Annotated in this window: 11 protein-coding genes and 1 tRNA gene; 6 read left to right on the top strand and 6 right to left on the bottom strand. The window is 66.1% G+C overall.

All coding sequences use genetic code 11. From position 1 onward, the window contains the following. Nucleotides 1–2: 2 nt before the first annotated feature. Together QSJ18_RS08685 and QSJ18_RS08680 are read right to left on the bottom strand one after the other, a co-directional pair. Nucleotides 3–1,883 carry a propionyl-CoA synthetase gene (locus QSJ18_RS08685; protein ID WP_286325966.1) on the bottom strand — a complete coding sequence of 627 codons (1,881 nt, stop codon included), beginning with the start codon at nucleotides 1,881–1,883 and terminating at the stop codon, nucleotides 3–5. 126 nt (nucleotides 1,884–2,009) lie between these two features. Next, nucleotides 2,010–2,477: a MarR family winged helix-turn-helix transcriptional regulator gene (locus QSJ18_RS08680; RefSeq protein WP_286325964.1), complete on the bottom strand. Its 468-nt coding sequence runs from the start codon at nucleotides 2,475–2,477 to the stop codon at nucleotides 2,010–2,012. A 76-nt stretch (nucleotides 2,478–2,553) separates the two neighbouring features. On the opposite strand from QSJ18_RS08680, the gene QSJ18_RS08675 reads away from it, so the two are divergent. Further along, on the top strand, nucleotides 2,554–3,450 hold the full coding sequence (locus QSJ18_RS08675) for an alpha/beta fold hydrolase (protein WP_286325963.1): 897 nt from the start codon (nucleotides 2,554–2,556) through the stop codon (nucleotides 3,448–3,450). Here QSJ18_RS08675 and QSJ18_RS08670 read toward each other — a convergent pair. Both QSJ18_RS08670 and QSJ18_RS08665 read right to left on the bottom strand, forming a co-directional pair. Beyond that, the gene (locus QSJ18_RS08670) at nucleotides 3,444–4,055 is read right to left on the bottom strand and encodes a pyridoxamine 5'-phosphate oxidase family protein (RefSeq protein ID WP_286325962.1); all 612 of its coding nucleotides are present in this window, start codon (nucleotides 4,053–4,055) and stop codon (nucleotides 3,444–3,446) included. The genes QSJ18_RS08675 and QSJ18_RS08670 overlap by 7 nt on opposite strands. A gap of 103 nt (nucleotides 4,056–4,158) precedes the next feature. After that, nucleotides 4,159–4,235, bottom strand: a tRNA-Met gene (locus QSJ18_RS08665). A gap of 252 nt (nucleotides 4,236–4,487) precedes the next feature. On the opposite strand from QSJ18_RS08665, the gene QSJ18_RS08660 reads away from it, so the two are divergent. Then, nucleotides 4,488–4,775, top strand: a complete 288-nt coding sequence (locus tag QSJ18_RS08660; RefSeq protein ID WP_286325961.1) for a hypothetical protein — start codon at nucleotides 4,488–4,490, stop codon at nucleotides 4,773–4,775. Between the two features lie 142 nt (nucleotides 4,776–4,917). Here the strand turns inward: QSJ18_RS08660 and QSJ18_RS08655 are convergent, their stop codons facing one another. Further along, complete coding sequence (locus QSJ18_RS08655) at nucleotides 4,918–7,875, bottom strand: UPF0182 family protein (RefSeq protein WP_462476026.1); 2,958 nt, start codon at nucleotides 7,873–7,875, stop codon at nucleotides 4,918–4,920. A gap of 229 nt (nucleotides 7,876–8,104) precedes the next feature. Between QSJ18_RS08655 and QSJ18_RS08650 the strand changes: the two genes are divergently transcribed. Beyond that, the gene (locus QSJ18_RS08650) at nucleotides 8,105–8,650 is read left to right on the top strand and encodes a PPA1309 family protein (protein ID WP_286325959.1); all 546 of its coding nucleotides are present in this window, start codon (nucleotides 8,105–8,107) and stop codon (nucleotides 8,648–8,650) included. Between the two features lie 19 nt (nucleotides 8,651–8,669). On the opposite strand, the gene QSJ18_RS08645 is transcribed toward QSJ18_RS08650, so the two are convergent. After that, nucleotides 8,670–9,731, bottom strand: coding sequence for a YlbL family protein (locus tag QSJ18_RS08645; protein ID WP_286325958.1), 1,062 nt, complete (start codon nucleotides 9,729–9,731; stop codon nucleotides 8,670–8,672). Between the two features lie 128 nt (nucleotides 9,732–9,859). Here QSJ18_RS08645 and QSJ18_RS08640 point away from each other — a divergent pair, with 128 nt between their 5' ends. The 3 genes from QSJ18_RS08640 to QSJ18_RS08630 all read left to right on the top strand — a co-directional run bounded on the left by QSJ18_RS08640 (nucleotide 9,860) and on the right by QSJ18_RS08630 (nucleotide 13,693). Further along, nucleotides 9,860–11,386 (top strand): zinc-dependent metalloprotease, encoded by a 1,527-nt coding sequence (locus QSJ18_RS08640; protein ID WP_286325957.1) that lies wholly within the window; start codon nucleotides 9,860–9,862, stop codon nucleotides 11,384–11,386. A gap of 73 nt (nucleotides 11,387–11,459) precedes the next feature. Then, on the top strand, nucleotides 11,460–12,380 hold the full coding sequence (locus QSJ18_RS08635; protein ID WP_286325956.1) for a hypothetical protein: 921 nt from the start codon (nucleotides 11,460–11,462) through the stop codon (nucleotides 12,378–12,380). Then, entirely contained in the window at nucleotides 12,377–13,693 is a 1,317-nt protein-coding gene (locus QSJ18_RS08630) for an ABC1 kinase family protein (RefSeq protein WP_286325955.1), read from the top strand. Before QSJ18_RS08635 ends, QSJ18_RS08630 begins: the two co-directional genes overlap by 4 nt. The last annotated feature ends 44 nt before the right edge of the window (nucleotides 13,694–13,737 follow it).

Raw genomic sequence — 13,737 nt, 5'->3', positions numbered from 1 at the left:
GCTCAGCCGCCGAGTTGTTTGGCGAGAGCCGTCAGGACGTCGGGGTCTTCGATGGTCGACGGCACGGTGTAGTCCTCGTTGTCGACGATCTGACGCATCGTCTTACGCAGGATCTTGCCCGAGCGGGTCTTCGGCAGCGCCCCGACGACGGTGACGTCGCGGAAGGTGGCGACCGCGCCGATCTCCTCACGCACCATCGCCACAAGTTCGGCACGCAGCGTGTCGGGTTCGATGTCGACGCCGGCCTTGAGCACGACGTAGCCGCTGGGGCGCTGGCCCTTGAGGTCGTCGTGGATGCCGATCACCGCGCATTCGGCGACCGCCGGGTGCGACGCGACCACGGCTTCGATGCTGCCGGTGGACAATCGGTGGCCGGCCACGTTGATCACATCGTCGGAGCGGCCGAGAACGAAGACGTACCCGTCGTCGTCGAGGTAGCCCGAGTCGCCGGTGAGGTAGTAGCCCGGGAATGCGTTGAGATACGAACTGCGGTAACGCTCCTCGTCGTTCCACAGGCCGGAGAGAGTCCCCGGGGGCAGCGGCAGCCCGATGACGATGTTGCCCTCCTCACCCGCGTCGAGCACCTTGCCCTCGGCATCGACGATGCCCACCCGGTAGCCGGGCACCGGGACAGTCGGCGAGCCCGCCTTGAGCGGCATCGGTTCGAGCCCACGAAGATTGGCGGCGATCGCCCATCCGGTCTCGGTCTGCCACCAATGGTCGACGACGGGCACCCCGAGCACCGAGCTCGCCCACCCGAAGGTATCCGGGTCCAAACGCTCACCGGCCGCGAAAAGGGTACGGAGAGTGGAGATGTCGTACTTCGCGAGTTCAGCGGCAGCCGGGTCGGCCTTACGGATGGCCCGGATCGCGGTCGGCGCCGTGAACAGGGCATTGACCTTGTGTTCGTCGATGATGCGCCAAAACGCTCCGGCGTCGGGAGTGCCGACCGGTTTGCCCTCGTACATCACCGTCGTGGCACCGACCAGCAGCGGGCCGTAAACGATGTAGGAGTGGCCGACGACCCATCCGACATCCGATGCGGTCCACCAGATGTCACCGGGCTTGATGTCGTAGATGTTGCTCATCGACCAGGTCAGCGCGACCGCATGCCCGCCGTTGTCGCGGACCACACCTTTGGGTTTCCCGGTGGTACCCGAGGTGTAGAGGATGTACAGCGGGTCGGGCGCCGCCACCGCCACCGGCGCGACCGGCTGGGCGGCTGCGACCTCGGTGCCCCAGTCCAGCCAACCGTCGTGGTCGGCGGCCGATCCGGGAATCTGTTCACGATCTTTGACGATGACCGTCGTCGGCGGTGACTGCGACAATTCGACCGCCTTGGCCACCATCGGCAGATACTCGATGGTGCGGCCAGGCTCCAGCCCGCCGGAGGCGGTGATCAGGGCGACCGGCCGTGCGTCGTCGATCCGGGTGGCCAGTTCCGGTGCGGCGAAGCCGCCGAAGACGACCGAATGCACGGCCCCGATGCGGGCGCAGGCGAGCATCGCGATCGCGGCCTCGGGGATCATCGGCATGTAGATGACGACACGATCGCCCTTGCCGACTCCACGCCCGGCGAGCACACCGGCGAATCGTGAAACCTCGTCGAGTAGCTCGGCATAGGTCAGGCGACGCTGCTGCCCCACCATCGCCGAGTCCCAGATCAGGGCGACACGGTCACCGTTGCCTGCCTCGACATGCCGGTCGAGCGCGTTGTGGCAGGTGTTGAGCGTGGCATCGGGGAACCAGCGGTAGAGCGGGGCCTGTGTGTCGTCGAGCGCGACGGTCGGCGCACTCTCCCAGTCGACGGCCCGTGCGGCGTCGAGCCAGAACCCGTCCTGGTCGTCGGCTGCCTGCGTGAACGCCTCGGCGTATCGCCCCATCGTCAATCCCTCTCGCTTCGCACCAGATCACGTCCAGGGTATCGATGTGATCGTTGCCACCGCGTTGGGTTGCGCCGACCGGTCGGTTTGTCACGCCGAACGGCCGATCCGGGCACGAGCATCGGGTTAACCGGCGCGTGCCGATTCCACCGTCGCGGTCACCTTGGTGAGGAATCCACGGATCAGGTCGAGTTCGGCTGCGGTGTAGTCGTCGGCGACGGCCAGCACGCCGCCGATCAGCTCACCGAAGAATTCCGCGCCGAGCCGTTCGGCATGGGCGGTGACCGACAACGCGACCCGACGCCGATCACCCTCGTCACGGGTGCGGTTGACCAGGTCGGCCCGCTCCATCCGGTCGAGCAGCGCGGTGGTCGAGGCACTGCTGAGACCCAATGCGGTCGCCAGTGCACCCGGCGATGCCGGTTCGCCGGAGCGGACGGTATCCAGCAACGCGACGAGCGCGCGTACGTCGGTGGCATGCATGTGGTGACGCGCAGCGAATTCGGCGCCGAACAGGTGGAGTGCGATCGTCAATCGCCGCAGGTCGTGGACGACGTCGTCGGAACGCTCACGGCCGGCTCGGGGTGCGGACATGAACTCATACTTCCACGCGACGCCTCGATGGCCTAGTCTCTCGATTATCGAATTACCAAATGGTGGAGGTAACCTGATGACCCTGTCTGACCAGGCACAGTTCGATCAGGCCTATGACGCACTGTTACAGCAGTGGCCGAACCGACAATCGCTCGACGTCACCACCGCGCACGGCACCACATGTGTGCACATCTGCACACCAGCGTCCGGCGCCGACGAGGTGCCGGTGGTGCTGCTATCCGGCGGCGGTGCGACCTCGACCGCATACACGCCGATCGTCGGCGCGCTCGCGGCACATCGGCGCGTCATCGGTGTCGACCTGATCTGCGACCTCGGGCGCAGCCGACCGGTCGCCGGCCGCCCCCACGACACCGCCGACCTCCTGAACTGGCTGGCCGCCGTCCTCGATGAACTCGGGGTCGAGCGGATCGATCTGGTCGGCCATTCCTACGGGGCGATGATCGCGTTGGCCTTCGCGCTCGGCAACCACCGCGACCGGGTTCGCAACCTTGTACTTCTCGATCCCAGTTCGTGTTTCGCCGGCATGCGGGCCGGATACCTGTGGCATGCGCTGCCGACGCTGCTCCGACCCTCCTCGGCCCGGCAACGCCGATTCCTGGCCTGGGAGACACAGCACGCCGACCTAACCGCCGCGGGTCTCGACGCCGACTGGGTGACGGTAGCCTGCGCAGGCGCGGCGCTGCCCACTCCCAAGCTCATCGTGCCCAAGCGCCCGAAGGCCGCGCAGTTGGGCGGACTGACCGCAGCGCTGACGGTGATCCTGGCCCCGCGCAGTCGAATTCACAATCCGGCGACCATCGCCGACCGGGTTCGTGCGTCGATTCCGGCGGCACGCGTGATCACCCTGACCGCAGGCAGCCATCACACGCTTCCGCTCGCCCCGGCGGACGAACTCGCCGACGCCCTATCGGCAGCACTCACCGCCGGGATGCAGCAGCAGCCCGATCAGTAGAGGATCTTGCGATAGTTGGCCTCGGCGTACCGTTCTTCGAGTGCCTGCTCGTCGGCCTCGGGCATCAGCCGTTTGGCGATCTGCGCGGTCGACGGCAGATCGTCGTCCGGCCACGACTCCGGTTTCCACAACTCCGACCGCATGAACGCCTTGGCGCAGTGGAAGAAGACCTGCTCGATGTCGATCTCCACCGCGAGGATCGGCCGCTTGCCCTTGACCGCGAGATCGTCGAAGTAGTCACCGTCGTCGACGATCCGCGCAGATCCGTTGATCCGCAGCGTGTCTCCCCGACCGGGGACGATGAAGACGGTGCCGACATGCGGGTGGGCCAGGATGTTGAGGTATCCGTCTACCCGCTTGTTGCCCGGCCGCTCCGGGATGGCGATGCGAGTGTCGTCGATGACATGCACGAGCGCCCCCGCCGGATCTCCCTTCGGCGACACGTCCACTCCCCCACGACCGTCGGCGGTCGCCAGGAACATCATCGGCGTCGACGCCAGCCACTCACGGTGGACGTCATACAGGTGGGACTTGACCTTCTTGATGACGAGGTCGACCGGCTCCCCGACGATCGCGCGCAACTGCTCGGCACTGGTGATCTCCACCGGTCCATGGTCGCACCCGGCCAAATCGTAGTCGACGAGATATCGGGCGTCCCGACGACGAAATGCACGAGGCCCGTCCGGATTCCGGACGGGCCTCGTGTCGTGGTAGCGGGGACAGGATTTGAACCTGCGACCTCTGGGTTATGAGCCCAGCGAGCTACCGAGCTGCTCCACCCCGCGTTGCAAGAGCAACGTTACACACCGGTGAACCCGCAGAGCAAATCCATTCACCTACCGCCACTGACCTGCGAAGATGCATGTGTCGCCGATCACTCACCTACCCCGACCTGCGGCCCGCCGATGAACATTCCGACACCGAACGGTCACGAACTGATGTGATTCAGCTCACACGCGGCGTAGACTCGGCGATACCAACGGCCCCGACGTTGTCGACCAGCGGTCGTTGTTCCCATCGGTCACCGAGGAGGGATCATGACAACCCACCGCGTACATCACCATGAAAGCCACGGCAATCACCCGATGAGTGTCGTCGCCTTCCTACTGTTCCTGGGCGGCTTCGCCATGGCCGCGCTCTGGCTGGTTTCGATGGCGTCCGGCGATACCGTCCCGGCAATCCTGTGCGGGCTGCTCATGGTCGCCGCCTTCACCAGCGCCGTCTCGATCTTCCGAACACTGATCCACCGGCACCATCACAGCCCGGTCATGCCCGACAACACCGACGTCGAGACTCGCCGCTACCTGAGCGAGTACCGGGGCTGATCGGCCCACGCCACCAACGATCCCCACAGGGGCATCCCCACAACACACATCCCCACAAAGAGACTTCCGCCGCGGTAGGTGAACTTCCCTACCGCGGCGGAATTCATCTCACGGGTACATCACATGATCTGCACGAGGCAGGTCAGCCTCCGGGCTGGACCGCCTCATACTGTGTGACAGCCTTTTTCAGCTCTGTCAGCGCCTTGCCGTAGGCCTCGACGTCACCGCTGGACTGCGCCTGGGCGAGATTCTTCAGCGCGGTGTCGAGCGCTTGCACCGCGGCGTCACGCGCCGGGTTGGTACCCGACGGCTGCGGCGTCGCCGGCGTCGGCGTGGGATTCGGGGTCGGATTCGGCGTCTGCCCGTCCGGCGTCGGAGGTGTGGGCACCCCCAGCGTCCCCGGCGTGATACCTGCGCCCCGCAAGGCCTCGGCAGTCGTTGTCGCGAAACCGATCCGGGCCGGACGATCACCGGCCTCGTAGCGCGTGATCACCCGGAACAGTCGCGGATACGCCTCGTCGGCCCGCGCCTGTGCATACATCGGCACCACATACAGAATGCCGTTGTCACCGACCGGAAGGGTCAGCAGATTGCCGAAGGTGACTGTCGCGTTCGCCTGCAGGTCACGTTGCGCCTGCGCGACACGACCGTCGGTCTTCATCGGGTTGAACGCCTGGATCGGACCCGATCGCTGATTGTTGCCCGGCAACTCACGCACGGTCATCTGACCGTAGTTCTCCGGATTCGACGACACCGTGACGTAGGCGCCCAGGATCGGGCGATTGAGCCGGTTGAGCACCGAGGTCAGCTGGAACGACGGATTCTTGTTCTGCGGATCGGCCGCGACGAAGTAGTACGGCGGCTGATCGAGACCGCGGGTGGCGGCATCGTCGTTGGTGGGATCCGGCGGCACCGACCACTTGTCGTTGCCCTGGAAGAACGTCTGCGGCGAATCGACGTGGTACTGCGTCAGCAGCGCCCGCTGGATCTTGAACAGATCCTCGGGATACCGGACATGTTCGCGCAGTGCCGGATTGGCGTCGAAATCGGCGCGGCTCTTGACCGTGCCCGGGAACACCTTCATCCAGGTCTTGAGCACCGGATCCTGAGTGTCGAACTGGTACAGCGTCACCTTGCCGGTGTAGGCATCCACGGTGGCCTTCACCGAGTTCCGCACATAGCCGACCGTCTTGTTCACCTGGCTGCGGCCGGTCTGCCCGGGATTCAGGTCCTGGGCGTCGGCGGTCGCGGTCGCCAGCGACGTCGGTTGTGAATACGGGAAGCTGTCGAGGGTGGTGTATCCGTCGACGATCCACTTGATCTGGCCGTCGATCACCGCCGGATAGGCCTTCGAGTCGACGGTCAGCCACGGCGCGACCTTCTTGACCCGGTCGCGGGGGTCGCGGTTGTACAGCAGCCGCGACGCCGAGTTGATCTCGCTGGACAGCAGGAAGTTACGTTCGGTGAACTTCACCGAATACAGCGCACGGGTGAACCAGTTGCCCAGCGAGACACCGGAGTCGGCGGTATAGGTGTAGCGCGCGCCGTCGTCGCTGCCGCCATCGAACTCGCGGGGCTGACCGTTCTCGGAACCGACGATCGCGTAATCCGGGTCGACCTTGGCGATCAACTCACCGAAGTAGATACGCGGCTGGTTGACCTTGATCGGCGCGGTGCGCTGGTGTTCGGCGTTACCGACATTGGTGGTGTCGGTGACGAAGTACACCGGGTCGCCGCCGCTGTCGATGTCGTTGTCGTCGCCCGATTCCCGGACCCGGTTGGCGGGGGCCGCCACGAAACCGTCACCGTGGGTGAAGACCAGATGCTTGTTCAGCCAGTTGGTCTGGTTACCCGAGTACTGGCTGGGGTCGAGCTCACGAACCGAGACGACGTAATCGCGCAACTGTCCGTCCACGCGATAGCGGTCCACGGCGAGCTGCGCCGGGAACCCGTAGAAGTTTCGGCGCTGCTGCTGCTGACGGAACGTCGGGGACACGACATTCGGATCGAGGATGCGGATGTTGTCCAGGGTGACCGTGTCCGCGTTCACCGTGTCCTGGGTGGCCGGTTTGGCCGTCCAGTCCCGCTGATAGGTGACCTTGTCGCCGCCGATCCCATACGCCTGGCGCGTGGCCGCGATGGATCGCTGGATATATTCGGCTTCCTTCTGGGCAGCATTCGGCTTGACCGAGAACTGCTCCATCGCGAGCGGCCAGCCGACACCGATGACCAGCGCCGAGAACACCATCAGCACCGTCGCCACGGCAGGCACCCGCAGGTCGCGCAGCACCACCCCGGCGAAGAAGGCCACCGCACAGATGATCGCGATCGACATCAGGATCAGCTTCGACGGCAGCACCGCGTTGATATCGGTGTATCCGGCGCCCGGGAAGATGTCCTGCTTGCGGTCACTGGAGAGCAGCGAATAGCGGTCGAACCAGTACGCGACGGCCTTGAGCAGCAGGAAGGTTCCGGCCAGGGCCGCCATCTGCACCCGCGCCGCGGTGGTCAGCGAGTTGCCACCGCCGCCCAGGCGGAGACCACCGAAGACGTAGTGGGTGACCAGATTTGCCAAGAAGGCGATCACCACGACGACGAACAGCAGGTTCAGCACGAACCGGTAGAACGGAACGTCGAAGGCGAAGAAGCCCATATCCATCCCGAACTGCGGATCTTTGTACCCGAAGTCGGTGCCGTGCAGGAACATCTGCACGGTCGCCCACGACCCCTGCGCCACCAGACCGGCGATCACACCGATGAGCAGTGCGGGCGCGATACCGAACCACCGCAGCTTGCCCATGATGACGGTGCGATAGCGGGCCAGCGGATCGTTGGGACCGCTGCTGGGCACGAACACCGGCCGCGAACGGTAGGCCATCGCCACCGCCCCGAAGATGATCAGCCCGACGACCAGCGTGGTGATCAAGAACAGGATGATGCGGGTCCAGGCGATGGTCGAGAACACCGACGAATAGCCGACGTCCCGGAACCACAACACATCCGTGGCGATCGACACCAGGCGCGGCCCAACGAGGAGCAGCACCAGCAACCCCACACCGAACCCGATGGCGATCTTGCTCTTGCGTGACAGTGTCGGCATACCTGCCGGCCCGCGGACGCTCACCTGACCCACTCTCCAAAAGTCCACAATCCGGACATGGCGAGTCGGGGTTACCCGGTCCGCCGTTCGGACCATTGCTCATCGATTTGTGCCCACTGTACTGGGCGAGGCTCGGCTTCTACCCTGCAGCAGCCAACGACCGCCGAGCCCATCCGGTTCCCGGAGGCGATCGGGGCGGGCTGGATCACCACCCGGTGCAGGAGGCAAGATGAGCCGAGTGAGCATCCAGGGGTTCTCTCAAGACGCACTCGGCGCGGCACTACGCGACATCATCGACCACACCGCGGACGCCGATGCCGGTTCCGACCGCACGGTATTCGCGCTGGTCTCGACCCGTCTGCTCGCCGAACTCGAACCAGGCGCGGTCGCCGAGGACGACACCTCCGAACTCAGTCCGATCCTGCAGGAGATCGACGACCTCGACGACTTCCTCGCCCGGGCAGCCTGGCCCGAGCAGGTGGTGGGGGCGGCGATCAGCATGGACATCGTCGTCGTGCCGCCCAAACCCGGGGAGCCCGGCACCCCCCGTCCGGCCCGACCCGAGGACGACGTCGACGACGCCGGTGATCGACGGAGTGCCCGGCTGGCGGTCGGCGTCCTGCGCGACGGTCCACGGCTGGCGGTGATGCGGCTCTACCCCGAGGCAGACGGTTCATCCGCCGACGACGGTGCCGCGGACGAACTGCTCACCCACCCCGAACTGGCCGTCGAACTCCGCGACGCGCTGGCCGCGACCTTCGCACCCGACATCTGAGTTCGGCCGCGCAACCTGGTCAGCAGTGCGGGACCTGGCCGCCCCTGGTGATGGTGTTCAGGGAATCCACCGCGCCGTTCAACGTCGACACCTTGACCAGTTCAAGGCCATCGGGCCGGTCGGAAGCAGCTTCGGCGCAGTTGCCCTCCGGCACCAGGAAGACGGTGGCCCCCGCGTCGCGAGCCGCCCGCGTCTTGTGGGTGATGCCACCGATCACGCCGACATCACCGTCCGGATCGATGGTCCCGGTTCCCGCGACGAACTTGCCGCCGGTCAGCTCACCGGTACTCAGCTTGTCCACGACCGCCAACGACATCATCAGACCGGCCGACGGCCCCCCGATGTCGCCCACCGTGAAGGTGATCTTCAACGCCGGGTCGGCGTTGCGCAGCGTCAGACCGATCCCCAGCTGCGGGGTGCCGTTCTCCCCGGTCGCGGCCGGGACCACGGTCACCGTCGTCGGGGTACCGCCCCGGATAACGTCCACGGCGACCGGCTTACCGGCCCCCGCACGTTTGAGGAGTTCCACCGCGGCCGCACGTTCATTGACCGGCGTCCCCGCCACCCGCACGATCTGGTCGTCGACGCGGAGCACCCCATCCGACGGGCCACCCTTGCTCACCGACCCGACGACCAGCTTGGTCTTACCGAGGAAATGCAGGGCCGCGAGCGTGGCGTTCTCCTCGGAACTGCTCATCAGTGCGGCGTTCTCACGATGGACGTCCTCGGTGGACCGATCCGACGGATACACCCGCTCACGCGGTTGCAGTGCGTAATCGCCCTGCACCCAGCGGCCGATCGCCTCGAACAGCGACAGTCCGTCGGAGACCGCGACGGTGGTCAGATTGAGATTGCCGGTCGTCGGATCGACCGGTGCTCCCTCGATCTGAATGACGGGCTTGGAGACAACCTTCCCGTCCGGCATCGCCACGTCGACGTCACCGAGGGTGTTGACGGTGGGTCCCGGTCCCATCGCGACGAAGGGCACCTGTGCCATCGTCCCCAGCAGAAGCAGCCCGATCAGCACCAGAGTGGTCACGCCGATGGTCGCGATCCGCCGGATATCGGCCTGCGATCTCATTCCGCTCACGATAGTGCACCGCAGCACCCCCGAGCGTGCTTCCCCGGCCGACGTCCCTGAGCCGACTACGCGCAAGGCGAACACTCGCCGGCCCCAGGGCCGGCGAATCGGACGGTAACCTGGAAGACATGAGTGACCTGCCCTTCGGCTTCTCGTCTTCCGATGACGACGACGACCGCCGCGACCAGTCCGATGCCGCCAAGAGCAACCCGGACGATGCCGCGCGTAACGATCCGGCCGGAGCTACCAACCCATTCGGATTCGCCTTGGGGCCAGAGGGATTCGGTGCATCCGGCTTCGACGCGTCGGGTTTCGACTCGGCCGCGCTCGGACAGATGTTCTCCCAGCTGGGCAGCATGCTCAGCGGCATGGGCGCCGGGATGAGCGGTGGCCGCGGCTCGGGTCCGGTCAACTACGACGTCGCCACCAACCTCGCGCGTCAGCATATCGGGTCGTTCACGCCGGTTCTCGACAAGGAGAACAGCGCGGTCGCCGACGCGGTACGGCTGGCCGACGTGTGGCTCGACGACGCCACCACCCTGCCGTCGGGTGTCTCGCAGGCGGTGGCGTGGACGCCGGTGCAATGGCTCGAACAATCCCTGCCGACCTGGAAGGGATTGTGCAATCCGGTGGCCGAGCAGCTCGCCCGCACCTGGCAGGACAATCTGCCCGCGGAGGCCGCGCAGTTCGCCGGCCCCATGTTGGGCATGTTGACCCAGATGAGCGGGATGGCCTTCGGTACCCAGCTGGGCCAGGGACTCGGACACCTCGCCAAAGAGGTGCTGACCTCCACCGACATCGGATTGCCACTCGCCCCCGAGGGCATCGCGGTCCTGCTGCCCGAGGCGATCGCGAAGTTCGCCGACGGCCTCGGCCAGCCGGCCCAGGAGATCATCGTCTTCCTGGCTGCCCGTGAGGCCGCCCATCTGCGGCTGTTCACCCACGTCGGCTGGCTGCGGCAACGTCTGCTGTCGACCGTCGAGGAGTATGCGCGCGGCATCAGCATCGACTTCTCCGGCATCGCCGAGCAGACCCAGAACATCGATCCGGCCGAACTGTTCTCCAACCCGGGGAAGCTGGAAGAACTGATCAGCTCGTCGGCCTCCTTCGAACCGACCACCACCCCCGAGCAGCAGGCGGCGCTCAAACGACTCGAAACACTGCTGGCACTCATCGAGGGCTGGGTCGAACATGTGGTGACCACCGCGCTCGGCGACCGGCTCCCGAGCACCGGCGCACTGACCGAGACCATGCGCAGGCGCCGCGCCACCGGAGGACCCGCCGAACAGACCTTCGCCACGCTCGTCGGACTCGAGCTGCGTCCTCGTAAGGTCCGCGAAGCCGCCGACCTGTGGAAGCGACTGCTCGACGCCTCCGATGTCGCCACCCGCGACCACATCTGGGATCACCCCGACCTGATGCCAGACGGCGAGGACATCGACGCCCCGGCCGCCTTCATCGACCGAGTGATCGGCGGGGACAGCGCATTCGACGATCCGATCGCCGCACTGGAGCGCACCCTTGCCGCCGAACGCGAGGGTGAGGACACCAAGCGGGATCACAAACAGTCGGATGAGACCGATCGCACGGGAACCGACCAGTCTGATGACGACAACGGCAAGACCGACGGCGAGCAAACCGACGGCCCTCGCTAGCGCCATCGCCGTGGTCTGTGGATAACTGCGACGATCCCCGATCGCGGTCCCGTTTTTCTGGCAGAGTTCGGCCATGGTGAGAACTCGCCCGTCGCCGATGATCACACCCGACACACCAATCCTGGTGCGGCCCAACAACAGTGTGCACATCGGAACCGACCCGGCACATAGCCTGATCGTCGACGTCGATCCCCGTGTGGCCGCCGCGCAGGTGGCCGATCTGCTGCGCGGTCTGCAACAGCCGTGCCGCCCCGACGAACTGACCCGGCGTGTCCAGGCCACCGGACTCAGCCGGGCCGACCTCGACGAGATCCTCGCCCGGCTGACGTCGCTGGGCCGTACCCGCACCAGCTCCGGCGGCACGCGCGGGCCGGTACCGCTGCGGGTCCACATCCACGGGCAGGGCCCACTGGCCGACCTGATCTCCACCTCCCTGTCGGACACCGGCGTCTGCACCCGGCGCACCGCCCGCCGCCCGCAGCCGGGCGCCATCGCATCGTGGCAGGCCAATCTGGTGCTCCTCACCGACTATCTAGTGCACGACCCGGCCGTCATCGACGGCCTGACCCGCGGGCGGATCCCGCATTTGCAGGTGCGCGTGCGGGACGGCGTCGGCATCGTCGGCCCACTCGTGCTACCGGGCCTGTCGAGTTGTCTGCGCTGTGCCGACCGGTACCGGACCGCACTCGATCCGGACTGGCCGTTGCTGGCGGCACAACTCATCCGCCGTCCCGGCGCCGCCTCGTCGGCGACCATCCGCGCCACCGCCGCGCTGGCCCACCTCCAGATCGAGCGTCTCGACGCCGCCCTGCGCGTCGTCGTCGACCACGGCCACCAGCCACTTCCCCAGCTGGTCGACCATGCCATCGAATTCGGTTCCGACCCGGTCCGGCTGGAAACCAAACACTGGCCGCCGCATCCACTGTGTGAATGCCGCCCGGTGGCCGAATATGAGGGTCCGTCATCTATTCTTGAGCCGGAAAGGATGCTATGACCGACATCACCCGGGGGCAGGGTCGGCGAAACGCGAAGCTGGCGTCTCTCCCCATCGGAATGGCTGGCCGTGCTGCTGCGGGTTTGGGCAAGCGAATGGTCGGCAAAGACAAAGACCAAGTCAACCAGGAGCTCTTGGAGAAGTCCGCCGAGCAGTTGTTCTCCGTCCTCGGTGAACTCAAGGGCGGCGCGATGAAAGTCGGCCAGGCCCTGTCCATCATGGAAGCGGCCATCCCCGACGAGTTCGGCGAACCCTTCCGCGAAGCCCTCACCAAGTTGCAGGCCGAAGCTCCGCCGATGGCGACCGACAAGGTTCACAAAGTCCTCGACCAGCAACTCGGCACACGCTGGCGGGAACGCTTTCAGGACTTCTCCGACACCCCGGCTGCGGCGGCGAGCATCGGCCAGGTTCACAAGGGCGTCTGGTCCGACGGCCGGACGGTGGCGGTGAAGGTGCAGTATCCGGGCGCCGACCACGCCCTCAAGGCCGACCTCAAGACGCTGTCGCGGATGTCGGGTCTGATGCAGAAGCTCTCTCCCGGAACCGATGTGAAGTCGATGATGGACGAACTCATCGACCGCACCGAGGCCGAACTCGACTATCTGGGCGAGGCCGAGAATCAGCGCGCATTCGCCAAGGCCTTCGACGGGGACCCGAACTTCCTCATCCCCAAGGTCGTCGCGAGTGCACCCAAGGTGGTTGTCTCCGAGTGGGTCAACGGCACGCCGCTGTCGAAGATCATCACCACCGGCGATCAGGCGACCCGCGACGATGCGGCCGCGAAAATGGCCGAGTTCGAAGTGAGTTCACCGTTTCGGGTCGGGCTCTTGCACGGCGACCCGCATCCGGGCAACTTCTTCATCGCCGACGACGGCCGGTTCGGTGTCCTCGACTTCGGCGCGGTCGGACACTACCCCGACGGTCTGCCACCCGAGACCGGACCGATCCTGCGGCTCGCGCGCGACAAGAAGTATCCCGAGCTCAAAGCGCTGATGGTCAAGGCCGATTTCATTCGCGCCTCCCACGCGGCGAAGGTGGCCCCCACCGATATCGAGGCCTACCTCAAGCCGTATGTGGATCCGCTGTACACCGAGTCGTTCCACTTCACCCGCAAATGGATGCAGCGGGCGGCGGGCAAGGCAACCGACGTGCGCGGTGATGTGTACAAGACGTCGCGAAATCTCAACGTACCCAAGCAGTTCGTCATGGTTTTCCGCGTGCTGGGCGGTTGTGTGGGGATCGCGTCACAGCTCGAGGCACATGCCCCCTACCGCGAGATCATGGAACGGTGGGTGCCCGGACTCGGCGACTGAATCCGCACCGACGACGACAGACCGGTCGTGCCCCGATGCTCGGG

It is taken from the genome of Gordonia heveisoli, assembly GCF_030315745.1.
In the GTDB taxonomy this organism is placed as follows: Bacteria; Actinomycetota; Actinomycetes; order Mycobacteriales; family Mycobacteriaceae; genus Gordonia.
The sequence above is the reverse complement of the archived record's forward strand: the minus strand, read 5'-3'. Positions and strand labels throughout refer to the sequence as shown.